The sequence below is a fragment of the Streptomyces sp. NPDC047982 genome (assembly GCF_043204165.1).
Lineage (GTDB): Bacteria > Actinomycetota > Actinomycetes > Streptomycetales > Streptomycetaceae > Streptomyces.
Map to the genome: position 1 here is coordinate 183986 of NZ_JBIDBS010000004.1, position 22737 is coordinate 206722.

Below are 22737 nucleotides of genomic sequence, written 5' to 3' on the forward strand. Positions count from 1 at the left end.
CCGCGCGGAGCCGGGGGCGGTCCCGGATCGAGGCCGCCGCGCGTCCTCGTACGACACTGGGGGCGTGATCCGCACCGATGCCCTGGAGCAGCTGCCCGTTCGCACCGCCGTGCCCGTCCTGGAGCGAGCGCTCGACGACCGCGGCGCCGCGGTGTTGTGCGCACCCCCCGGCACCGGCAAGACGACCCTGGTGCCGCTGGTCCTGGCCGGTCTGACCGGCGAAGGGCCGGTGCGCCGGGTGGTGGTCGCCGAGCCGCGCCGGATCGCGGCCCGGGCGGCGGCACGGCGGATGGCCTGGCTCCTCGGGGAGCGGGTCGGCGGGCGGGTCGGGTTCACGGTCCGCGGGGAGCGGGTGGCGGGGCGCGACACCGTGGTGGAGGTGGTGACCACCGGGGTGCTGCTCCAGCGGCTCCAGCGCGACCAGGAACTGGCCGGGGTCGACGTGGTGATCGTCGACGAGTGCCACGAGCGGCATCTGGACGCGGACACGGTCGCCGCGTTCCTCCTCGATGTGCGGGAGACGCTCCGCCCCGATCTGCGACTGGTCGCCGCGTCCGCGACCACCGACGCGTCGGGCTGGGCGCGGCTGCTGGGCGATGCCCCGGTGGTGGAGGCGCGGGGCGTCTCGCATCCGGTGGAGGTGGTGTGGGCACCACCCGCCGGGGCGGTGCGCCCGCCGCACGGCACGAGGGTCGATCCGGCGCTGCTGGCGCATGTCGCCGCGACGGTGCGCCGTGCGCTCGCCGAACGGGACGGCGACGTGCTGTGCTTCCTGCCCGGTGTCGGCGAGATCGGCCGGGTGGCGGGACAGCTCGCCGGGACGGACGCCGAGGTGCTCCAGGTGCACGGGCGGGCGCCGGCGGCGGTGCAGGACGCGGTGCTGGCCGGGTCGCCCGGCGGCCGGCGGGTGGTGCTGGCGACCTCGGTCGCGGAGTCGTCGCTGACGGTGCCCGGGGTACGGGTCGTGGTCGACTCGGGGCTGGCCAGAGAGCCCCGTACCGATCACGCGCGGGGGCTGAGCGCGCTGACGACCGTACGCGCCTCTCAGGCGACGGGACGGCAGCGGGCGGGCCGGGCCGGCCGTGAGGCGCCCGGGGTGGTGTACCGGTGCTGGGAGCAGGCGGAGGACGGGCGGCTCGCGCGATTCCCGTCCCCGGAGATCGCGGTGGCCGATCTGACGGCGTTCGCGTTGCAGGCCGCCTGCTGGGGCGATCCGGACGCGTCGCGCCTGGCGCTGCTCGATCCGCCGCCCCCGGGCGCGATGGGCGCGGCGCGCGAGGTGCTGACGGCGGTCGGCGCGGTGGACGCGCGCGGGCGGGTCACCGACCGGGGCGTGCGGATGTCCCGGCTGGGTGTGCACCCCCGGCTGGCGCGGGCGCTGCTGGACGGCGCCGCCGAGGTCGGCGGGCGACGGGCCGCCGAGGTGGTGGCGCTGCTGAGCGAGGAACCGCCCCGGGAGTACGGGGACGACCTGGCGGCGGCGCTGCGGGCCGCCAGACGGGGCGGGGACGGGTATGCGGCACGGTGGCGGCAGGAGACCCGGCGGCTCTCCTGCGCGGTCGAGGGGGCCGCGGGCGGATCGGTCCCGGACGACGCCGCCGTCGGTCTGGTGGCCGCGCTGGCGTTCCCGGAGCGGGTGGCGCGGGCGCGGGGCGAGGGCGCGTTCCTGATGGTGTCGGGGACGGGTGCGCGGACGCGCGAGGATTCGGGGCTGCGGGGCGCGCCGTGGTTGGCGGTCGCGGTCGCCGACCGGCCCGCGCACGCGGCGTCCGCACGGGTGCGGCTCGCCGCCGTGATCGACGAGTCCACGGCGCGGGCCGCCGCGGGGCACCTGCGGTTCGCGGGCGAGGAGGTGCGCTGGGCGGGCGGCGACGTGGTGGCCCGCCGGGTGGAGCGGCTGGGCGCCGTCGAGCTGTCGGTGCGCCCGTTGGCCGAGCCCGAACCCGCGGTCGTGCGGGAGGCGCTGGTCGAGGGCCTGCGGCGCGAGGGGCTCGGGTTGCTGCGCTGGACGCGGGAGGCCGGGCGGTTGCGGGAACGGCTCGCGTTTGTGCACCGGACGGTGGGGGCGCCCTGGCCGGACGTGGCGGACGAGGCGTTGTCGGCACGTGCCGGGGACTGGCTGGAGCCGGAGCTGTCTCGGGCCCGGCGCCGCTGCGACCTGGGGCGGATCGACGCGGGGCAGGCGCTGCTGCGGCTCCTGCCGTGGGCGACCGGTGAGGCGGCCCGGCTGGACGAGCTGGCGCCGGAACGGATCGAGGTGCCGAGCGGGTCCCGGGTCAGGGTGGAGTACGGCGGGGAGCGGCCCGTGCTCGCGGTGAAGCTCCAGGAGTTGTTCGGGCTGGCTCGGACCCCGACGGTGGCCGGGGTGCCCGTGCTGGTCCACCTCCTGTCCCCCGCCGGGCGGCCCGCGGCGGTCACGGCGGATCTGGCGTCGTTCTGGCGGGACGGCTACCGGGCGGTGCGCGCGGAGCTGCGGGGCCGTTATCCCAAGCATCCGTGGCCGGAGGACCCCGCGACGGCGACAGCGACGCGGCTCACCAACGCCCGGCTCAGGCAGCGGGCGTAGGGCCGGGAGCCGCGTCGGGCGTCGCCGCGCCGGCGGGTCGTCCGTCGTCCGGGCGCCGGGAGCGTGCCTCCAGCCACAGCGCGAGGGCGAGCAGCGCGGCGCCCAGGCCCAGGAAAGCCCAGGGCAGGTACGAGGTGAGCAGCAGGATCAGCAGGCGCTGCGAGGCGACCAGGGCGACGGTCGACTCGATGTAGTCCTCGCGCATCTTCACGTGTCCGGCGAACACGGTGACGGTGTCCTGCGGCAGGCCCATGGCCTTGGCGTTGCGCAGTTCCTCCTTGTGGATCTCCTCGCCGTTGACGGGTGCCCCGGTGACCGGGTCGACCCAGAACATCCGCTTGGTGGTGTACCAGCGGGTCATGCCCGTCTTCGCGATCTGTTCCGGGGAGACGCCCTGGATGGGCATCTTCTTCGGCATCGGGACCTTGGTCCACGGGACGGTCTGTTCGAAGTAGTAGACGTCCATGCCGCGGAAGGTGCGGGTGCCCTTGTAGTGGATGGGCGAGCTGGTGCGGGACTGGGCGTCGAAGTACTCGTAGTCGCGTTTCTCGGTGAGGAAGGGCCACTTGAACTCGATGCCCTCGCGCCTGACCGGGTCGCCGTCGACCATTTCGCCGGTGGCGTGGACGGGCGCCTGGCTGTGCGCGTCGAAGATGTAGCGCTCGGGGATCTCGGAGACCATTTTCCCGTCGGGACCGGCGACGAAGCTGAGGGCGTCCCAGACGACGACGTCGCGGCCGGCGTCGCGTTCGATCCGCTCGGATTCCTCCACGTTGCCCTTGAGGGTCTGCACGATGGTGACCTTCGGGACCTGTTTGACCTTCATGCCGTCGTTGTAGTCGAGGAGAGTGGCGGGCTTCGCCTCCAGCACCACCTCCTGGTACTGGCTGGGCGGGATCTTCGCCAGCCTCGGGAAGGCGTACCAGCGCAGCAGGGGCGCCAAGGCGGCGAAGAAGACGGCGAGGGCCAGGAGTACGAGGCCGGCTCGGCGGTGCATGGTGGTGCCCTCCCTCAGCTTGCGCGGCTGCTTGCGCTGGACGTTTCGTGTGGCGCGGCTGCTTGTCGAGCGGTTGCTTCAGGTGGTTCTCGGTTCCCGGGAGATCACTGCTTCTTGGGTCCCGGGACGGTGGTCAGCAAGGGTTCGGGCGAGGTCTGTCCGGGCGGGGCCCCGATGGCGCAGACGGTGAGCACGAGCGCGAGGGCCGCGGCAAGTCCGATGGCGGCGGCGACGAGGGCACGCATGCCGGTCCTCCCGGTGAGCACGGTTCCGACGGCAACGGACCTGACAGGCCGTCAGGGTTGGGGCACCGTAGCAACACGGGCGCGAGAGGGGAACACGTGGAACAGCCCCTCCGCCGGGCGATGGCGGAGGGGCTGTCGGACGTTCGGGCTGCCGGTCGGGCGGAGGGGTCAGGTCGCGGGGGCCTCGATCACGAGGTCGATGACGAGCGTGGCGCCACCCTCGGTGGTGAGGCGCAGCTTGAACGTGCCCGTGGTGCCGTCCGCGTAGAGCCTCGGGAGCTCCAGCCTGCCGTCCGCGCCCGTCCTCAGGCCCGTGAGCGTACGGACCGCCTCGTTGTTCTCGCCCTTGAAGTACGGGCCCTTGTCGTTCTCGGACGGCTCGGCCTCGTCGTCGATCAGGGTGGCGGTCACGGCGACACCGGCGGCGATCGCGTCCTTGTAGGTGGCCTCGATCTCGACGGTGTCGGCGAACTCCGTGCCGGGCGCGGCCACCAGGGCCTTGTCACCGATCCTGGTGATCTCGTCGGCCTGCCGGGCGGTGACGGTGGCGGTGTAACCGACGCCGGGCAGCGCACGGCCGGAGGCGACGGCCCGCACCCTGAACTGCCCCGTCCGCTCGCCCGCCTTCAGCACCGGGGCGGTGACGGTGCCGTCGGCCTTGGTGGAGACGGTGACCTCGGGCTTCCCGCCGGCGAAGACGGCGTCCGTGTCGCCGGTGACGGTGAAGGTGACGGACACCCCGGCCATCGGGCCGCCGAGCGTGTCCACGGCCCGCACCTTGATCCGCTCGGCGAACGCGCTGCCCGCGGTGGCGGTCAGCGGGCCGGTCCCGGCGTTCTCCACCCGTGCGAGGGTCCGAGGCGGCTTGGGGGTCGGGGTAGGCGTCGGTGTCGGGCCGCCGGGCTTCGACGGATCGGTGCCCGGCTTCGACGAGGGCGGCTTCGGCTTGGGCTTGGAACCGGGCTTCGGCCCGGTCTTCCCAGGCGGCGTGGGAGAGGGGCCCGTGGTGCCGGGGTCCGTCGCGGAGTCCGAGCCCGTGCCTGCGCCGAGGTCGGGCAAAACGGTGCCCGAGCCGTCGGGGATCTCGTGGGTGCCGCGCTTGTAGTACGCGAACCAGGAGCGGACCGTACGGAGATAGACGTCCGAGTGGTTGTAACTCAGGACCGCCCGGTCGAGATCGGCGGCGACGGCCAGATCGCGCGAGCCCGCGCAGAGGTAGCGCGCGGCGGCGAGTGCGGCGTCGTAGACGTTGTTGGGGTCCTTGCGGCCGTCACCGTTGCCGTCCTGGCCCCACGTCGCCCAGGTGGACGGGATGAACTGCATCGGCCCGACGGCCCGGTCGTGCGTCGCGTCCCCGTCGTACGCCCCGTTGTCGGTGTCCTTGATCAGGGCGAAGCCCCGGCCGTCGAGGACCGGGCCGAGGATCGGGGCGAAGGTGGTGCCTTCCGCGTCGACCCGTCCGCCACGGGCGTGGCCGGACTCCACCTTGCCGATCGCGGCGAGCAGTTGCCACGGCAGCCGGCAGGCGGCATCACTGTCGGCGACGGTCCCTTCGGCCTTCTTGTACGCGGCCAGGACCGAGGCCGGTATGCCGGATTGCGAACCGCCGCCGGTGAGGGGCGACTCGGTGGTGGTGCCCGGCTTGTGGGGCGTGTTCAGCGGCGGCAGTTCCGTGTAATAGGGCGAGTTCCCGGTGGCCGCGCCCTCGTCGGGCTGCGGCGCCGCACCCGTGGCCTGCGCGTCGCCGCTCGCATCGGCCAGTGGCGTGCCCGGAGCACCCGAGGCGGAGAGCGCCGCCACGGCGACGGCGGCCACGGCCGTGGTGGTCGCCCCCTTGCGAAGTCGGCGACCGAACTGCGCTGCCATACCGTGGCCCCTCCCGTCGTCGGCTGCCCGCGCTCCCTGGCGCCAGGACTCAGGCGACCCTACGGCAACACATGCGACTGACACAGCGTCTACTGACCGATTATTACCTGTTTTTCACATTCCGGCCTACAAGTTGTACGGCGGCTGTCCGAGGGGTGAGGACGACTCACGCATACTTGCCGCCATGCCGTTCACACTCAGTCACGCCGCTGCCGTGCTGCCGGGCATACGGCGCGACGGCACGGCGCGCGGCCCATTCGTCGCCTCGGCCCTCGTCGCGGGTTCGTTCGCCCCCGACCTGACGTACTTCGCGGACAGCGTGGTCCCCGGCGCCATGGAGTTCGGGGCGGTCACCCACTCGGTGCGGGGTGTGCTCACGGTCGATGTGCTGATCACCGCGGCGGCGGTGGCGCTGTGGCAGGTTCTGCGCGATCCGCTGGTGGCGCTGCTGCCCGGGGCCTGGCAGGGGCGGACACACGCGTTCCTGCGGGGCAGGCCCGCGGCCGGGCGCGGGCCGCGGCGTGTCCGGGACGGCGCGTGGTTCGCGGTGTCGGCGGTCGTCGGGGCCGCCACCCACGTCGTCTGGGATGCCTTCACCCATCACGACCGCTGGGGCGTGCGGCTGGTCCCGGGGCTCGACGGAAGCCTCGGGGGACGTCCCGTGTTCCAACTGGTGCAGTACGGCAGTTCGGCGGTGGCCCTGGCCGTGCTCGCATGGTTCGCGGTGTCGGGGCTGCGGCGGACCGGGGCGCGGCCGGTCCCACCGGGCGTGCCGGTGCTGAACCGCCGGGGCCGGTGGGCGGCGGGGGCGCTGCTGGGTGTCTGCGTCCTGCTCGGCGTCGCGCACCGGTGCGCACGCTGGTACGCGTACTTCGGCCGCGTCGGCGACCCGCTGGACATCGTCCCGACGGCCTGCTTCGGCGCCGGGGCGGGGCTGGCGGCGGGCCTGGTGCTGTACGGAGTGTGGATGCGGCTGCGGCGATCGCGCCCACCCGCACCCGCGTCCCCCTCCGCAGCGGGACGGCCCGGGTCACCCGGCTGACCCGACGGGCCCGGGACAGCAAAACCGCACCCCGTCGCCACCCGCGGCCCCGAGGCGTGGTGGCCCGACGGTCCCGGGGCGGCCCGAGGCCCCGGGTGCCCTGGATGTCCGAAGACCCCGGGCGGCCCGTCCGACACCGCCGGCCCCGTGGGCCACGCCCACCGGTCGATGGGCCATACCCGCGGACCGGCGGACCGTACCCGGGTCAGTGGGCCGCCGACTCCCAGTCCGTGCCCACACCGACCGACACGTCCAGGGGGGCGCGCAACCGCACGGCCGTGGCCATCTCGTGTCGCACGATCTCCTCCACCCGCGCACGCTCCCCCGCCGCGATCTCCAGGACGATCTCGTCATGGACCTGAAGGAGCATCCGCGACTTCAGCGCCGCCTCGGTCAGCGCCCGGTCCACCTTGAGCATGGCGACCTTGACGATGTCCGCCGCCGTGCCCTGGATCGGCGCGTTGAGCGCCATGCGCTCGGCCATCTCACGCCGCTGGCGGTTGTCGCTGTTGAGGTCCGGGAGATAACGGCGGCGGCCGAAGACCGTCTCCGTGTATCCGGTGGCCCTGGCCTCCTCCACCACACGGTGCAGATAGTCGCGCACCCCGCCGAACCGCTCGAAGTAGGTGTCCATCAGACCGCGTGCCTCACCCGCCTCGATGTTCAGCTGCTGGGAGAGACCGAACGCGGAGAGCCCGTACGCCAGCCCGTAGCTCATGGCCTTGATCTTGCGGCGCATCTCCGGGTCGACGGCCGACTTGTCGACGCCGAACACCTGCGAGGCGACCGTCGTGTGCAGATCCTCACCGGAGGTGAACGCCTCGATCAGGCCCGCGTCCTCCGAGAGATGAGCCATCACCCGCAGCTCGATCTGGCTGTAGTCGGCCGTCATCAGCGACTCGAAGCCCTCGCCGACGACGAAGCCCCGGCGGATGGCCCGGCCCTCGTCCGTACGCACCGGGATGTTCTGCAGATTGGGGTCGGTCGAGGAGAGCCGGCCCGTCGCCGCCACCGTCTGGTTGAACGTGGTGTGGATACGGCCGTCCGCCGCGATCGTCTTGATCAGGCCCTCGACCGTGACCCGCAGCTTCGCCTGCTCCCGGTGGCGCAGCATGATCACCGGCAGCTCGTGCTCCGTCTGCGCGGCCAGCCACGCCAGGGCGTCGGCGTCCGTCGTGTACCCGGTCTTCGTCTTCTTCGTCCTGGGCAGCCCCAGCTCGCCGAAGAGGACTTCCTGGAGCTGCTTGGGCGAACCGAGGTTGAACTCCCGGCCGACCGCCGCGTGCGCCTCCTTCACCGCCTGCTGCACCGCACCGGCGAACTGCTCCTCCATGCCCTCCAGATGGTCCCGGTCGGCCGCGATGCCGTGCCGCTCCAGACGGGCCAGCAGCGCGGACGTCGGCAGCTCCATGTCGTGCAGCAGCTCCGCCGCACCGACCTCCGCCAGCCGGGCGCCGAACGCCTCGCCCAGGTCCAGGACCGCGCGGGCCTGCGCCATCAACGCGTCCGCCTCCGCCCGGTCGTCCGCACCGAAGGCCAACTGCCCGTCGGGCGCCGCCGCGGGCGCCAGCTCCCGGCCCAGGTACTCCACCGCCAGCGCGTCGAGCGCGAAGGAACGGCGGCCCGGCTTGACCAGGTAGGCGGCCAGCGCCGTGTCCATCGCGACGCCCTCGACCCGCCAGCCGTGCTCCGGGAAGACCCGCATGGCGCTCTTCGCGTTGTGCATCACCTTCGGCCGCGCCTCGTCGGCGATCCATGCGGCGAACGCCCGCTCGTCGACCTCGTCGAGCTCCGCGGGATCGAACCAGGCCGCCGCACCCCCCGCCGCGGCCAGCGCGACCTCGGTGACCGCGCCCGTACCGAGCGCCCAGGTGTCGACCGTGGCGACACCCAGCGGCTCCCCGCCGTGCTCCGCCAGCCACGGCGCCAGCTCGCCCGCGCCCAGCACCGCGCCGTCCAGCTCGACGCCCGCCGCGGGCACCGGGCCCTCGTCCTCGGCCGCGCCCGGATCGACGGCCATCAGCCGCTCACGCAGGCTCGGGTTACGGATCTCCAGGACGTCCAGCACACCCGTCACCGCCGTGCGGTCGTACGGCGCGCGCTCCAGGTCCTGCGGGGTCTTCGCCAGCTCCACGTCACGGACCATCTCCGTCAGCCGACGGTTCATCCGCACCGCGTCCAGGTGGTCCCGGAAATTCTGCCCGGCCTTGCCCTTGACCTCCTCCGCGCGCTCCACCAGCTCGGCGAACGAACCGAACTGCTTGATCCACTTCGCGGCGGTCTTCTCCCCGACGCCCGGGATACCCGGAAGGTTGTCCGACGGGTCACCGCGCAGCGCCGCGAAGTCCGGATACTGCCGCGGCGAGAGCCCGTACTTCTCCTCGACCTTCTCCGGGGTGAACCGCGTGAGCTCCGACACGCCCTTCGTCGGATACAGCACCGTGATGTTGTCGGTGATCAGCTGGAACGAGTCCCGGTCACCGGTGACGATCAGCACCTCGAAACCGGCCGCCTCGGCCTGCGTCGCCAGCGTGGCGATGACGTCGTCCGCCTCGAAGCCGTCGACCGCGAAACGGTCCGCGCGCATCGCGTCGAGCAGCTCACCGATCAGCTCGACCTGCCCCTTGAACTCGTCCGGGGTCGTCGAACGGTTCGCCTTGTACTCCGGGAACTCCTCCGAGCGCCACGTCTTGCGGGAGACGTCGAACGCCACCGCGAAATGCGTGGGCGCCTCATCACGCAACGTGTTCGCCAGCATCGACGCGAAGCCGTACACCGCGTTGGTCGTCTGCCCCGACCCCGTCGTGAAATTCTCGGCGGGCAGCGCAAAGAACGCCCGGTACGCCAGGGAATGCCCGTCCATCAGGAGCAGGCGCGGTCGGTTGTCTGCCGTCTTCTTCGATGCCGTCTCAGCCACGCCCCCGATCCTGCCACGGACCACCGACAATGCCCGACCGGGCGTCGCTCGGCCGCATTCGTCGACGCACGGCCGTCCCGCCCGCCGCCCCCGCGTGACAGGATCGAGCAAAGAACTGGGGAGAACAGCCTCCGCACGACGCACACGGCACGCAGCACGCACGGCACGACACGGTCCGCACCCGGCCCGAAAGGAACCGCACCATGGCCACGAAGCCCCCCGCAGGTGACCCGGTCCAGGACGCGCCCCAGGTCGGACCGGTCCGGCACACCGCCGCCGGCCTGCCCGCCGTCGCCCACAGCCTGAGCGCCGCCCGGCAGCAGATGGGCATCCGGCGCACCGCCCAGACCCTCCTCAAGGTCAACCAGAAGAACGGCTTCGACTGCCCCGGCTGCGCCTGGCCCGAGGGCGACCACCGGCACACCGCGGAATTCTGCGAGAACGGCGCCAAGGCCGTCGCCGAGGAAGCGACGCTGCGCCGCGTCACCCCCGAGTTCTTCGCCGCACACCCCCTGCCCGTCCTCGCCGCCCGCAGCGGATACTGGCTCGGCCAGCAGGGACGGATCACCCACCCCATGTACCTCCCCGAGGGCGCCGACCACTACGAGCCGGTGACCTGGGACCGCGCCTTCGACATCATCGCCGAGGAACTACGCGCGCTCTCCTCCCCCGACGAGGCCGTCTTCTACACCTCGGGCCGCACCAGCAACGAGGCCGCGTTCCTCCTCCAGCTGTTCGCCCGCGAATTCGGCACCAACAACCTCCCCGACTGCTCCAACATGTGCCACGAGTCCTCCGGCTCGGCACTCACGGAGACCATAGGCATCGGCAAGGGCAGCGTCTCCCTGGAGGACCTCCACCACGCCGACCTGATCATCATCGCCGGACAGAACCCCGGCACCAACCACCCCCGCATGCTCTCCGCCCTGGAGAAGGCCAAGTCCGCCGGGGCCAGGATCATCTCGGTCAACCCGCTGCCCGAGGCCGGACTGGAACGGTTCAAGAACCCCCAGACCCCGTACGGCATGCTCAGGGGAACCCCGCTCACCGACCTCTTCCTGCAGATCCGCATCGGCGGCGACCAGGCCCTCTTCCGCCTCCTCAACAAGCTCGTCCTCCAGACCGACGGCGCCGTCGACGAAGCCTTCGTCCGGGAACACACCCACGGCTACGAGGAATTCGCCGCCACGGCCCGCGAGGCCGACTGGGACCGGACCCTCGCCGCCACCGGCCTCGACCGCGCCGCCATCGAAGAAGCCCTCGCCATGGTCCTCGCCTCGAAACGCACCATCGTGTGCTGGGCCATGGGCCTCACCCAGCACAAGCACTCCGTGCCGACCATCCGCGAGATCGTCAACTTCCTCCTCCTGCGCGGAAACATAGGCCGCCCCGGCGCCGGCGTCTGCCCCGTGCGCGGACACTCCAACGTCCAGGGCGACCGCACCATGGGCATCTTCGAACGGCCCCCGGCCGCGTTCCTCGACGCCCTCGACAAGGAATTCTCGATCACCTCGCCGCGCCACCACGGATACGACGTCGTGCGCTCCATCCGTGCCCTGCGCGACGGCGACGCCAAGGTCTTCTTCGCCATGGGCGGCAACTTCGTCGCCGCCACCCCGGACACCGAGGTCACCGAGGCCGCGATGCGACGGGCCCGCCTCACCGTCCACGTCTCCACCAAACTCAACCGCTCCCACGCGGTGACCGGCACCCGGGCCCTGATCCTGCCCACCCTGGGCCGCACCGACAAGGACGTCCAGGCGAGCGGCAGGCAGTTCGTCACGGTCGAGGACTCCATGAGCATGGTCCACGCCTCCCGCGGCAACCTCACCCCCGCGAGCCCGCACCTGCTCTCCGAACCCGCCATCATCGCCCGCCTCGCCCGCGCCGTCCTCGGCCCCGGATCGGCCACCCCCTGGGAGGAGTTCGAGAAGGACTACGCGACCGTCCGCGACCGCATCTCCCGCGTCGTCCCCGGCTTCGAGGACTTCAACGCCCGCATCGCACACCCCGGCGGCTTCACCCTCCCCCACGCCCCTCGCGACGAACGCCGCTTCCCCACCGCGACCGGCCGGGCCAACTTCACCGCCGCACCCGTCGAACACCCCGAACTCCCCGACGGCAGACTGCTGTTGCAGACCCTGCGCTCGCACGACCAGTACAACACCACGATCTACGGCCTCGACGACCGCTACCGCGGCATCAAGGGCGGCCGACGCGTCGTCCTGGTCAACCCCGACGACGCACACGACCTCGACCTGCCCGACGGCGCGTACACCGACCTCGTCAGCGAGTGGAAGGACAGCGTGGAACGGCGCGCCCCCGGCTTCCGCGTCGTGCACTACCCGACCGCCCGCGGCTGCGCCGCCGCCTACTACCCGGAGACCAATGTGCTGGTCCCCCTCGACTCCACCGCCGACACCAGCAACACCCCCGCGAGCAAGTCCGTCGTCGTGCGTTTCGAGAACGTCCGTGTCGGGGACATCCGGGGTTGACCGGCAAAAGCCGCGGGTGACCGGGGGCGCCCGGGGATGACCGGGGGCACCCGGGGACGGCCCGGAACGGCCAGCGGTGACCGGGGACGAGGCCCCGCCCGGAGCGGCGCCCTCGACCCGGGCGTCCCCGGGGCGTCACCCCGCCCCGGCCCCGGGAGCGACCCACCCGACGAGCCGGACCGCCCAACGGGCCGGACCGCCCAACGGGCCGCGCCCGCGCCGGACTGTCCCGTACATCACACGACCTAAGCGACCGCTCAGTCGTCTGATATGAACGACGCAGACAGACCGAAGCCCCCAGGGATCGCAGACGATCGGAGCAGGCCAGCATGGGCGAGCACACCACTCCCACGTTCCCCCAGGAGATCATCGACGAATACGCCGCACTCGGCGTCGACCTCCCCGCCCTCTTCTCCGCCGGCCACCTCGGCGAACGCATGGGCGTCACGATCGTCGAGGCATCCGCCGACCGCGTCGTCGGCACCATGCCCGTCGAGGGCAACACCCAGCCGTACGGACTGCTCCACGGCGGCGCCTCCGCCGTACTCGCCGAGACCCTCGGCTCGGTCGGATCCATGCTCCACGGCGGCGCCACGAAGGTCGCCGTCGGCGTGGACCTCAACTGCACCCACCACCGCGGCGTGCGCAGCGGACTCGTCACGGGCATCGCCACCCCCGTGCACCGCGGCCGCTCCACCGCCACCTACGAGATCGTCATCACCGACGAGCACGACAAGCGGGTCTGCACCGCCCGCCTCACCTGCCTGCTCCGCGACGCACCGCGCCCCGACGCGGCCTGACCGAATCCCGGCAGCCCGCCCCGGCGCCGCCCGACCCCCGCGCCCCGCACCGCTGACCGAAACACACCCCATCGCACAACCCAACCGCACACCACGCACCACCGCCGCGCGCCACACGCCGGCACCATCGCCCGGCCGGACCGAGATCCGGCCGGGCATTCTCATTTCCCGCACAACTCACGTGAAGCAAAGCCAAGTTGACCATCTCTGTGATCAACAACCTTGGCGTCACCGTACGTTGATAGACCCACCCGACACCCGAATCACACCCAAGCGCACCGCCCGCACACACAACACCGCGTCAACCACACCACCACATGCATCACGCTGAGTAATCGACGGACGGTGTGTGCAGGCCACGCACACAACACCCGTATCCGGCCCCGCGAACACCCCGACACCACACCCGCAGGCCCGCCCGCACCCCACTCGCCCACACCGGGCGACAGCACCAAGATCTACTCAAGCCCCTTAGCAGAGCTGCGAGTTCTCACCATTCGGCCACTTTCACCGGCCGGTAAAAAGACGTACATGTCCGCACAGCCACCTCAAGCCTTGCTCAAGGGCATAACAAGAAAGTCACATCCTGCGGCGGACCCATCCCCCACCACCGCACCTGCGCCTAGAGTCACGGCCAGTCACCGCGCCGCCGGGCGCGTCAACCAGCACGGCCCTGTACCACCCGTACGGCCCGGCGAACGACACGGCACCTCAAGCAGAGGAGGCCGCGCCAGGGAAAGGACCTTTCGTGCGACACCGTTCCTCGCTCATCCTCACCGCAGTCCTCACCACAGGAGCACTGACACTCACCGCCTGCGGGTCGCGCGACGACAGCAACACCGGCGGCGGCGACAGCGGCACCAAGACCGTCGTCATCGGCGTCGACGCACCCATCACCGGCGACCTCTCCGCCCTCGGCCTCGGCATCAAGAACTCCGCCGACCTCGCCGCCAAGACGGCCAACAAGGAAAAGACCGTCCCCGGCATCACGTTCGAGGTCAAGCCCCTCGACGACCAGGCACAGCCCTCCGTCGGCCAGCAGAACGCCCAGAAGTTCATCGACGACGACACCGTCGTCGGCGTCGTCGGACCGCTCAACTCCGGCGTCTCCCAGTCGATGCAAAAGCCCCTCAACGACGCCGGCCTCACCCAGGTCTCCCCCGCCAACACCGGCACCGAACTCACCCAGGGCGAGAACTGGAAGACCGGCGACAAGAAGCGCCCCTACAAGACCTACTTCCGCACCGCCACCACGGACCAGATCCAGGGCGCCTTCGCCGCGAAGTACCTCTACAACAACGCGAAGATCAAGCAGGTCTACCTCATCGACGACCAGAAGCCCTACGGCGCCGGCCTCGCCGCCTCCTTCAAGAACACCTTCACCTCCCTCGGCGGCAAGATCGTCGGCAACGACCACGTCAACCCCGACGACCGCGACTTCAACGCCGTCGTCACCAAGGTCAAGAAGTCCGGCGCCAAGGCCGTCTACTACGGCGGCGAATACCCCGCCGGCGCCCCCCTGAGCCAGCAGCTCAAGGACAGCGTCCAGATCCCCCTCATGGGCGGCGACGGCATGTACAGCGCCGACTTCATCAAGCTCAACAAGAAGGCCCAGGGCGACATCGCCACCTCCGTCGGCAAGCCCGTCGAAGAACTCGACTCCGCCAAGAAGTTCATCGCCGACTACAAGACCGCCGGATACAAGGACGCCTACGAGGCATACGGCGGCGGCACCTACGACGCCACCTGGTCCATCATCGAAGCCGTCAAGATCGCCGTCGCCGACAACAACGGCAAGGCCCCCGACGATCTGCGCGCCAAGGTCCTCGAAGCCATGGCCAAGGTCAAGTTCGACGGCGTCACCGGCCCCGTCTCCTTCGACGAATACGGCGACACCACCAACACCATGATGACCGCCTACCAGGTCGACGGCGGCAAGTGGACCTCCAAGATCAGCGAGGTCTACAAGCCCTGACCACCGCCGCCCTCCCGGGCAACCCGAAGTGACCCAGACCGCGCGGGAGCGCCACCAGCGCCCCGCGCGGTGCCATATCCGAACCACTCCACGGAGGCCCTGCGGTGAACGAACTGCCGCAACAGCTGGCCAATGGACTCATCCTCGGCGCGATGTACGGACTCATCGCGATCGGCTACACGATGGTCTACGGAATCATCCAGCTCATCAACTTCGCCCACGGCGAGATCTTCATGATCGGAGGCTTCGGAGCTCTCACCGTGTACCTCTGGATGCCGGCCGGCGTCTCCCTCCTCGCGATCATCCCACTCATGATCATCGGCGGCGTCCTGTGCTCCGTCGCCGTCGGCACAGCCGCCGAACGCTTCGCCTACCGGCCCCTGCGAGGCGCCCCCCGACTCGCCCCCCTCATCACCGCGATCGGACTCTCCCTCGCACTCCAGCAAGCCATCTGGAAGTGGTACCCCGACGCCAAGAAGGACCGCTCCTTCCCCCAGTTCAAGGGCGACGCCTTCGACATCCTCGGCGCCCACATCCAACGCGGTGACCTCTTCGTCCTCATCACCGCCCCCATCTGCATGATCGCCCTCGGCCTCTTCGTCTCCAAGACCCGCGCCGGCCGCGGCATGCAAGCCACCAGCCAGGACCCCGACACCGCCAAGCTCATGGGCATCAACACCGACCGCATCATCGTCATGGCCTTCGCCATCGGTGCCGCGTTCGCCGCCGTCGCCGCCGTCGCCTACGGACTCAAAAACGGCCAGATCGGCTTCAAAATGGGCTTCATCATGGGCCTCAAAGCCTTCACCGCAGCCGTACTCGGCGGCATCGGCAACATCTACGGCGCCATGCTCGGCGGCGTCGTCCTCGGCATCGCCGAATCCCTCGCCACCGGCTACATGAGCAACGTCCCCGGCATGGAACTCTTCGGCGGCGGCGCCTGGAAGGACGTATGGGCCTTCGTCCTCCTCATCATCGTCCTGCTGCTCCGACCCCAGGGCCTGCTCGGCGAACGCGTCGCGGATCGGGCGTGATACGGATGACCACCAACCACACCACCACACCGCACACCGCACCCCTCCTCCCCATCCCCCCCGCAGCAGCCCGCATCGCCACCCTCACAGGCGCCGCACTCGCACTCGCCGGCACCTTCCTCGCCTGGACCTGGACCAAGGAATTCCCCGGCGACCTCACCGTCACCGGCTACCCCGGCGGCCTCCAGATCCTCACCCTCATCAGCGCCGCACTCACCCTCCTCCTCACACTCTCCGGATACGGCATCCGCGGCCTCCGTTGGCTCACCCCCGGCGGCACCAACAGCCCCGTCCGCCTCCTCGCCCTCGGCACCCTCGGCACCACCGGCTACACCCTCGGCGCCATCTCCTACGCCCTCGGCGGCCTCATCAACCTGGAACCCGGCGCCTGGGTCAGCGGCATCGGCGCACTCATCGCCGCCATCGCCGCACTCGGACTCCCCACCGACCAGCCCCCCACCGGCACCGGCACCACCACCGCCTGGGAACGCTTCCGCGACAGCCTCCGCGCCCCGTCCGCACCCCGGGCCAAAGCACTCCCCGACTGGGCCGAAATCCTCATCATCGTCATCGCGTTCGGCATCGGCCTCCACGTCTTCAGCTACGGCATCGACACCGACTACACCGAACTCTTCATCGGCTTCCTCATCACCACCGGCTTCGCCTTCACCGCACTCCATCGCGCCGGACTCGTCTCCCGCCTCACCGCGCTGACCGCGAAGCACCGCAACATCACCCTCACCGCCGCCCTCGTCGCAGCCGTCTGCTTCCCCTTCACCCAGCAGAAAGAGGAATACGCGCTCATCGGCGCCAACATCCTCATCTTCGGCACCGTCGCGCTCGGCCTCAACGTCGTCGTCGGCCTCGCCGGCCTCCTCGACCTCGGATACGTCGCCTTCCTCGGCGTCGGCGCCTACGCCGCCGCCCTCGTCTCCGGCTCCACCATGTCGGCCATCGGCGTCGAATTCCCCTTCTGGGCCGCCGTACTCACCGGCGCCGCCGCCTCACTCGTCTTCGGCGTCCTCATCGGCGCACCGACGCTACGGCTGCGCGGCGACTACCTCGCCATCGTCACCCTCGGATTCGGTGAAATCTTCCGCCTCACCGTCAACAACCTCAACGGCAACAGCGGCCCCGACCTCACCAACGGCTCCCAAGGCATCCCCAGCATCCCCGACCTCAACTTCTTCGGTTTCGACTTCGGAACCAAGCACGACGTCCTCGGCTTCAGCCTCGGCAGGTCCGCCAACTACTACCTGCTCATGCTCCTCTTCACCGCCGTCGTCGTCCTCGTCTTCCGCCGCTCCGGAGAATCCCGCATCGGCCGCGCCTGGGTCGCCATCCGCGAGGACGAGACCGCCGCCACCGCCATGGGCATCAACGCCTTCCGCCTCAAACTGCTCGCCTTCGCCCTCGGCGCGACCCTCGCCGGACTCGCCGGAACCGTCCAGGCACACGTCAACTACACCGTGACCCCCGAGCAGTACCAGTTCGCCGGCTCCGTACCCCCCAACTCCGCCTTCCTCCTCGCCGCCGTCATCCTCGGCGGCATGGGAACCCTCAGCGGACCCCTCGTCGGCGCCGCACTCCTCTACCTCATCCCGGCCAAGCTGCAATTCATGCAGGACTACCAGCTCTTCCTCTTCGGCGTCGCACTCATCCTCCTCATGCGCCTGCGCCCCGAGGGCCTGGTCGCCGACCGCAGGAAGCAGCTCGAATTCCACGAGTCCGACCAGCCCGACGTACCGGAACCGCGGCAGTCCGACGAAACCGGCGCCAACATCGCCAAGGCGGGGGCGTGACCACCATGACCACCACCAAAACCCCCACCACGAACAACGCCACCACCGTCCTCGACGCCAACGGGGTCACCATGCGCTTCGGCGGCCTCACCGCCGTACGCGGAGTCGACCTCACCGTCAACACCGGCGAGATCGTCGGCCTCATCGGCCCCAACGGCGCCGGCAAGACCACCTTCTTCAACTGCCTCACCGGCCTCTACGTCCCCACCGAGGGCAAGGTCAGCTACAAGGGCACCGTCCTGCCGCCCAAACCCCACCTCGTCACCCAGGCAGGCATCGCCCGCACCTTCCAGAACATCCGGCTCTTCGCCAACATGACCGTCCTGGAAAACGTCCTCGTCGGACGCCACACCCGGACCAAGGAAGGACTCTGGTCCGCCCTCCTGCGCCTTCCCGGCTTCACCAGGGCCGAGAACGCCAGCCGCGAACGCGCCATGGAACTCCTGGAGTTCATCGGCCTGGCGGACAAGGCCGACCACCTCGCGCGCAACCTCCCCTACGGAGACCAGCGCAAACTGGAGATCGCCCGCGCACTGGCCAGCGAACCCGGCCTCCTGCTCCTCGACGAGCCCACCGCCGGCATGAACCCGCAGGAAACCCGCGTCACCGAAGAACTCATCTTCGCCATCCGCGACCAGGGCATCGCCGTCCTCGTCATCGAGCACGACATGCGGTTCATCTTCAACCTCTGCGACCGCGTCGCCGTCCTCGTCCAGGGCGAGAAACTCGTCGAAGGCACCGCCGACGTCGTCCAGAGCGACGAACGCGTCGTCGCCGCCTACCTCGGCACCCCCTTCGAAGGCGCCCCCGGCGCCGAAGAAGCCGCCGAGGTCGAAGCCGCCGAGGCCGAGGCCCACAGGACGACCGACACCGGCACCGCCGACACCACCGCCACGGCCGACACCGCCGGCACCACCGGCACGACCAGCACCACCGGCGCCGACGGCACCGAGGAGGACCCCCGATGACCACCCTGCTGGAAGTCCAGGACCTCCGCGTCGCCTACGGCAAGATCGAAGCCGTCAAGGGCATCTCCTTCACCGTCCAAGCCGGCCAGATCGTCACCCTCATCGGCACCAACGGCGCCGGCAAGACCACCACCCTGCGCACCCTCTCCGGGCTGCTCAAACCCGCCGGCGGCAGCATCGTCTTCGACGGACAGCCCCTCGGCAACACCCCCGCCCACAAGATCGTCTCCCTGGGCCTCGCCCACTCCCCCGAGGGACGCCACATCTTCCCCCGGCTGACGATCACCGAGAACCTCCAGCTCGGCGCCTACCTCCGCAACGACAAGGCAGGCATCGAACAGGACATCCAGCGCGCCTACGACCTCTTCCCCATCCTCGGGGAACGCCGCAAACAAGCCGCCGGAACCCTCTCGGGCGGCGAACAGCAGATGCTCGCCATGGGCAGGGCCCTCATGTGCCGGCCCAAGCTCCTGATGCTCGACGAACCCTCCATGGGCCTCTCCCCGATCATGATGCAGAAGATCATGGAGACCATCGCCGAACTCAAGGCCCAGGGCACCACCATCCTGCTCGTCGAACAGAACGCCCAGGCAGCACTCTCCCTCGCCGACCAGGGCCACGTCATGGAGGTCGGCAGGATCGTCCTCTCCGGCACCGGCGCGGACCTCCTGCACGACGAGTCCGTCCGCAAGGCCTACCTCGGCGAGGACTGACCCCACCGGCGCCGCGCAGGGACCCCGCGACGGCACCTGAGCCACGAACGGACGAGGCCCGCACCCGGTCGAACCGGTGCGGGCCTCCCCCGTACGCGTACGCCGCCTACTCGCCCGTCTTCTTCTCCTCGGCGGCCTGCTTCTCAGCGGCCTTCTTCTCCGCCGCATCCGCGATCAACGCCTCGGCGAGCTGCTGCATCGACATCCGCCGGTCCATCGACGTCTTCTGAATCCACCGGAACGCGGCAGGCTCCGACAGACCGTAATCCGTCTGCAGAATGCTCTTCGCCCGGTCCACCAGCTTGCGCGTCTCCAGCCGCTGCGCGAGATCCGCGACCTCGCTCTCCAGCGCCTTCAGCTCCGCGAACCGCGACACCGCCATCTCGATCGCCGGCACCACGTCGCTCTTGCTGAACGGCTTCACCAGATACGCCATCGCCCCGGCGTCCCGGGCCCGCTCGACGAGATCACGCTGCGAGAACGCGGTCAGCATCAGAACGGGCGCGATGGACTCCTCCGCGATCTTCTCCGCGGCGGAGATCCCGTCCAGGACCGGCATCTTCACATCGAGGATGACCAGATCGGGCCGGTGCTCCCGAGCCAGCTCGACCGCCCGCTGCCCGTCCCCGGCCTCGCCGACGACTGCGTAGCCCTCTTCCTCCAGCATCTCTTTGAGGTCGAGACGGATCAGCGCCTCGTCCTCGGCAATGACGACACGGGTCGTCAGCGGCGGAACGTGCGACTTGTCGTCGTCGGTGGGCTGGGGCGACTCGGGGGTGGTCACGTGGCTCCTCTTTTTCAAGACAGGTGCTGCTACCCGAGCCTACCTAGCTCCTGTATGTTTGAGGCACAGCGGTCCTGCGCTAACCTTTGATGTTAAGGCCAGCCCTGGTAGTCCAGCGGAAGAGACACGGTGCTCAAACCACCGACAGCGTGGGTTCGAATCCCACCCAGGGCACTTCCCCTTTGATTCCAAGGTCAAATTGAGTCTTGGTGATCTTCACTCCTGCTGGTGAACGCTCCTTCGAATCCAGCACATACCGACGAAGATCGCACAAGACTCCCCCGTATGGAACAACACAGTCCTTCGTTACGGGACGAAGCGCTCGCCCTCCTGCGAAGCGGCTCCAGCAATCGCGCGGTTGCAGAACTCCTCAACGTTCCTCGCGGAACCGTCGGCTGGTGGCTGCACCAGGATCGCAAGCAGCGCGGAGTCCGATATGAGCAGCCCACCGACTGCCCGATGTGTACGGGTAGGGAGTTCGATCAGGTCGCTTACGTATACCTCCTGGGCCTCTACCTGGGCGACGGCCACATCATCTCGAAGCCGAAGCAGCACCACTTGTCAATCTTCTGCGACAACACATGGCCAGGACTGATCAACGAAGCGGAGTCGGCTATGCGAGGGGTGATGCCCTCTCCCCGCGTGACTCGCCGCCGCAGAGGCGGCTGCGTCGAGGTCAAGTCCTTTACGAAGCACTGGCCCTGCCTCTTCCCGCAGCACGGGAGCGGCAGGAAGCACGAGCGCCGGATCGCCCTCGTCTCCTGGCAGCAGGAGATCGTGAACACACACCCGTGGGACTTCGTCCGCGGCCTGGTCCACTCCGACGGATGCCGCGTCATCAACTGGACGACCCGCACCATCGCCGGAGAGCGGAAGCGCTACGAGTACCCCCGCTACTTCTTCACCAACGTCTCGGACGACATCCGACGCCTCTACACCGACACCCTCGACAGGCTTGGCGTCGAGTGGACACACTGCACCCGCGCGGGCAAGGCGTACAACATCTCCGTCGCCCGACGGGCGTCCGTCGCTCTCATGGACGCCCACGTCGGGCCGAAGCACTGAACGACCGGCCTACTTGCCTCCGTCGTCCTCGCCGATGCGGTGCACCCGGACCAGGTTCGTCGAGCCCGGGACCCCCGGCGGGGAGCCTGCGGTGATCACGACGACGTCGCCCTCCTCGCAGCGGCCGATCTTCAGCAGTTCCTCGTCGACCTGGGCCACCATCGCGTCCGTCGAGTCGACGTGCGGGCCGAGGAAGGTCTCGACACCCCAGGTCAGGTTGAGCTGGGAACGGGTCGCCGGGTCCGGGGTGAAGGCCAGGAGCGGGATGGGCGAGCGATAGCGGGAGAGGCGCCTGACGGTGTCGCCGCTCTGGGTGAAGGCGACGAGGAACTTGGCGCCCAGGAAGTCGCCCATCTCGGCCGCCGCGCGGGCCACCGCGCCGCCCTGGGTGCGGGGCTTGTTGTGGTCGGTGAGGGGCCTCAGGCCCTTGGCGAGGACGTCCTCCTCGGCGGCTTCGACGATGCGGGCCATCGTGCGGACCGTCTCGACGGCGTACCGTCCGACGCTGGTCTCGCCGGACAGCATCACCGCGTCGGTGCCGTCGATGACGGCGTTGGCGACGTCGGACGCCTCGGCGCGGGTGGGGCGGGAGTTCTCGATCATCGAGTCGAGCATCTGGGTGGCGACGATGACCGGCTTGGCGTTGCGCTTGGCCAGGTTGATGGCGCGCTTCTGGACGATCGGCACCTGTTCCAGGGGCATTTCGACGCCGAGGTCGCCGCGGGCGACCATGATCCCGTCGAAGGCGGCGACGATGCTGTCGATGTTCTCGACGGCCTGGGGCTTCTCGATCTTGGCGATGACCGGGAGGCGGCGGCCTTCCTCGTCCATGATGCGGTGGACGTCCTCGATGTCGCGTCCGCTGCGCACGAAGGAGAGGGCGATGACGTCGGCGCCGGTGCGCAGGGCCCAGCGGAGGTCCTCGATGTCCTTGTCGGAGAGTGCGGGTACGGAGACGGCGACGCCGGGGAGGTTGAGGCCCTTGTGGTCGGAGACCATGCCGCCTTCGAGGACGGTGGTGTGGACGCGGGGGCCGTCGACTTCGGTGACTTGGAGGGTGACGCGGCCGTCGTCGACGAGGATGCGTTCGCCGGGGGTGACGTCGGTGGCGAGGCCGTGGTAGGTGGTGCCGCAGGTGTGGCGGTCGCCCTCCATGGGTTCGACGGTGATGGTGAAGGTGTCGCCGCGTTCAAGGAGTACGGGTCCTTCGCGGAAGCGTCCGAGTCGGATCTTCGGGCCTTGAAGGTCCGCGAGGATGCCGACGCTGCGTCCGGTCTCGTCGGACGCCTTGCGTACGTGGCGGTACCGCTGTTCGTGGTCGTTGTAGGTGCCGTGGCTGAGGTTGAGGCGGGCGATGTCCATTCCTGCCTCGACGAGTGCCTTGATCTGTTCGTACGAGGTGGTGGCGGGGCCCAGGGTGCAGACGATTTTGGCTCGGCGCATGGTTCGACCCTAGACCTTACCTACG

At 70.1% G+C, this 22737-nt stretch carries 16 protein-coding genes and 1 tRNA gene; 11 read left to right on the top strand and 6 right to left on the bottom strand.

Annotated elements, in window-relative coordinates:
• Positions 1 to 64: 64 nt before the first annotated feature.
• Positions 65 to 2566: an ATP-dependent helicase HrpB gene (hrpB, locus tag ACGF2V_RS06380; RefSeq protein WP_362703823.1), complete on the top strand. Its 2502-nt coding sequence runs from the start codon at positions 65 to 67 to the stop codon at positions 2564 to 2566.
• Here hrpB and ACGF2V_RS06385 read toward each other — a convergent pair.
• The 3 genes from ACGF2V_RS06385 to ACGF2V_RS06395 all read right to left on the bottom strand — a co-directional run bounded on the left by ACGF2V_RS06385 (position 2550) and on the right by ACGF2V_RS06395 (position 5674).
• A complete protein-coding gene (locus ACGF2V_RS06385) occupies positions 2550 to 3563 on the bottom strand; it encodes a DUF3068 domain-containing protein (RefSeq protein ID WP_362703825.1) in 1014 nt (337 codons plus the stop codon). The two genes, hrpB and ACGF2V_RS06385, sit on opposite strands and share 17 nt — an antisense overlap.
• Positions 3564 to 3667: 104 nt before the next feature.
• Entirely contained in the window at positions 3668 to 3808 is a 141-nt protein-coding gene (locus tag ACGF2V_RS06390) for an SPW_0924 family protein (RefSeq protein ID WP_362621105.1), read from the bottom strand.
• Between the two features lie 168 nt (positions 3809 to 3976).
• The gene (locus ACGF2V_RS06395) at positions 3977 to 5674 is read right to left on the bottom strand and encodes a lytic murein transglycosylase (RefSeq protein WP_362703827.1); all 1698 of its coding nucleotides are present in this window, start codon (positions 5672 to 5674) and stop codon (positions 3977 to 3979) included.
• Positions 5675 to 5858: 184 nt separating this feature from the next.
• Here ACGF2V_RS06395 and ACGF2V_RS06400 point away from each other — a divergent pair, with 184 nt between their 5' ends.
• A complete protein-coding gene (locus ACGF2V_RS06400; RefSeq protein WP_362703829.1) occupies positions 5859 to 6716 on the top strand; it encodes a DUF4184 family protein in 858 nt (285 codons plus the stop codon).
• Positions 6717 to 6921: 205 nt separating this feature from the next.
• On the opposite strand, the gene polA is transcribed toward ACGF2V_RS06400, so the two are convergent.
• Positions 6922 to 9633, bottom strand: coding sequence for a DNA polymerase I (gene polA, locus ACGF2V_RS06405; RefSeq protein WP_362621110.1), 2712 nt, complete (start codon positions 9631 to 9633; stop codon positions 6922 to 6924).
• A 203-nt stretch (positions 9634 to 9836) separates the two neighbouring features.
• On the opposite strand from polA, the gene ACGF2V_RS06410 reads away from it, so the two are divergent.
• The 7 genes from ACGF2V_RS06410 to ACGF2V_RS06440 all read left to right on the top strand — a co-directional run bounded on the left by ACGF2V_RS06410 (position 9837) and on the right by ACGF2V_RS06440 (position 19420).
• Positions 9837 to 12128, top strand: coding sequence for an FdhF/YdeP family oxidoreductase (locus tag ACGF2V_RS06410; RefSeq protein ID WP_362703832.1), 2292 nt, complete (start codon positions 9837 to 9839; stop codon positions 12126 to 12128).
• 329 nt (positions 12129 to 12457) lie between these two features.
• Entirely contained in the window at positions 12458 to 12928 is a 471-nt protein-coding gene (locus tag ACGF2V_RS06415) for a hotdog fold thioesterase (protein WP_362621113.1), read from the top strand.
• A 748-nt stretch (positions 12929 to 13676) separates the two neighbouring features.
• Positions 13677 to 14903: a branched-chain amino acid ABC transporter substrate-binding protein gene (locus ACGF2V_RS06420; RefSeq protein ID WP_362621115.1), complete on the top strand. Its 1227-nt coding sequence runs from the start codon at positions 13677 to 13679 to the stop codon at positions 14901 to 14903.
• A 104-nt stretch (positions 14904 to 15007) separates the two neighbouring features.
• A complete protein-coding gene (locus ACGF2V_RS06425; protein WP_362621116.1) occupies positions 15008 to 15937 on the top strand; it encodes a branched-chain amino acid ABC transporter permease in 930 nt (309 codons plus the stop codon).
• 5 nt (positions 15938 to 15942) lie between these two features.
• Positions 15943 to 17739 (top strand): branched-chain amino acid ABC transporter permease, encoded by a 1797-nt coding sequence (locus ACGF2V_RS06430; protein ID WP_362621118.1) that lies wholly within the window; start codon positions 15943 to 15945, stop codon positions 17737 to 17739.
• 5 nt (positions 17740 to 17744) lie between these two features.
• Positions 17745 to 18707: an ABC transporter ATP-binding protein gene (locus ACGF2V_RS06435; RefSeq protein ID WP_362704126.1), complete on the top strand. Its 963-nt coding sequence runs from the start codon at positions 17745 to 17747 to the stop codon at positions 18705 to 18707.
• Positions 18704 to 19420 carry an ABC transporter ATP-binding protein gene (locus ACGF2V_RS06440; RefSeq protein ID WP_362703834.1) on the top strand — a complete coding sequence of 239 codons (717 nt, stop codon included), beginning with the start codon at positions 18704 to 18706 and terminating at the stop codon, positions 19418 to 19420. Before ACGF2V_RS06435 ends, ACGF2V_RS06440 begins: the two co-directional genes overlap by 4 nt.
• Positions 19421 to 19526: 106 nt before the next feature.
• On the opposite strand, the gene ACGF2V_RS06445 is transcribed toward ACGF2V_RS06440, so the two are convergent.
• Entirely contained in the window at positions 19527 to 20204 is a 678-nt protein-coding gene (locus ACGF2V_RS06445; protein WP_362703837.1) for a response regulator, read from the bottom strand.
• A gap of 101 nt (positions 20205 to 20305) precedes the next feature.
• Here ACGF2V_RS06445 and ACGF2V_RS06450 point away from each other — a divergent pair.
• Positions 20306 to 20378, top strand: a tRNA-Leu gene (locus ACGF2V_RS06450).
• Between the two features lie 111 nt (positions 20379 to 20489).
• Positions 20490 to 21269: a helix-turn-helix domain-containing protein gene (locus ACGF2V_RS06455; protein ID WP_362703839.1), complete on the top strand. Its 780-nt coding sequence runs from the start codon at positions 20490 to 20492 to the stop codon at positions 21267 to 21269.
• A gap of 9 nt (positions 21270 to 21278) precedes the next feature.
• Here ACGF2V_RS06455 and pyk read toward each other — a convergent pair whose 3' ends face one another.
• Positions 21279 to 22712 (bottom strand): pyruvate kinase, encoded by a 1434-nt coding sequence (gene pyk, locus ACGF2V_RS06460; RefSeq protein WP_362703843.1) that lies wholly within the window; start codon positions 22710 to 22712, stop codon positions 21279 to 21281.
• Positions 22713 to 22737: the final 25 nt, after the last annotated feature.

Bases quoted from the DNA above. Each gene is read 5' to 3' on its own strand.
- ACGF2V_RS06390 (WP_362621105.1), bottom strand. From the start codon at position 3,808: ATGCGTGCCCTCGTCGCCGCCGCCATCGGACTTGCCGCGGCCCTCGCG.
- ACGF2V_RS06430 (WP_362621118.1), top strand. From the start codon at position 15,943: ATGACCACCAACCACACCACCACACCGCACACCGCACCCCTCCTCCCC.
- ACGF2V_RS06440 (WP_362703834.1), top strand. From the start codon at position 18,704: ATGACCACCCTGCTGGAAGTCCAGGACCTCCGCGTCGCCTACGGCAAG.
- ACGF2V_RS06415 (WP_362621113.1), top strand. From the start codon at position 12,458: ATGGGCGAGCACACCACTCCCACGTTCCCCCAGGAGATCATCGACGAA.
- ACGF2V_RS06395 (WP_362703827.1), bottom strand. From the start codon at position 5,674: ATGGCAGCGCAGTTCGGTCGCCGACTTCGCAAGGGGGCGACCACCACG.
- ACGF2V_RS06410 (WP_362703832.1), top strand. From the start codon at position 9,837: ATGGCCACGAAGCCCCCCGCAGGTGACCCGGTCCAGGACGCGCCCCAG.
- ACGF2V_RS06400 (WP_362703829.1), top strand. From the start codon at position 5,859: ATGCCGTTCACACTCAGTCACGCCGCTGCCGTGCTGCCGGGCATACGG.
- ACGF2V_RS06435 (WP_362704126.1), top strand. From the start codon at position 17,745: ATGACCACCACCAAAACCCCCACCACGAACAACGCCACCACCGTCCTC.
- ACGF2V_RS06455 (WP_362703839.1), top strand. From the start codon at position 20,490: ATGGAACAACACAGTCCTTCGTTACGGGACGAAGCGCTCGCCCTCCTG.
- pyk (WP_362703843.1), bottom strand. From the start codon at position 22,712: ATGCGCCGAGCCAAAATCGTCTGCACCCTGGGCCCCGCCACCACCTCG.
- ACGF2V_RS06385 (WP_362703825.1), bottom strand. From the start codon at position 3,563: ATGCACCGCCGAGCCGGCCTCGTACTCCTGGCCCTCGCCGTCTTCTTC.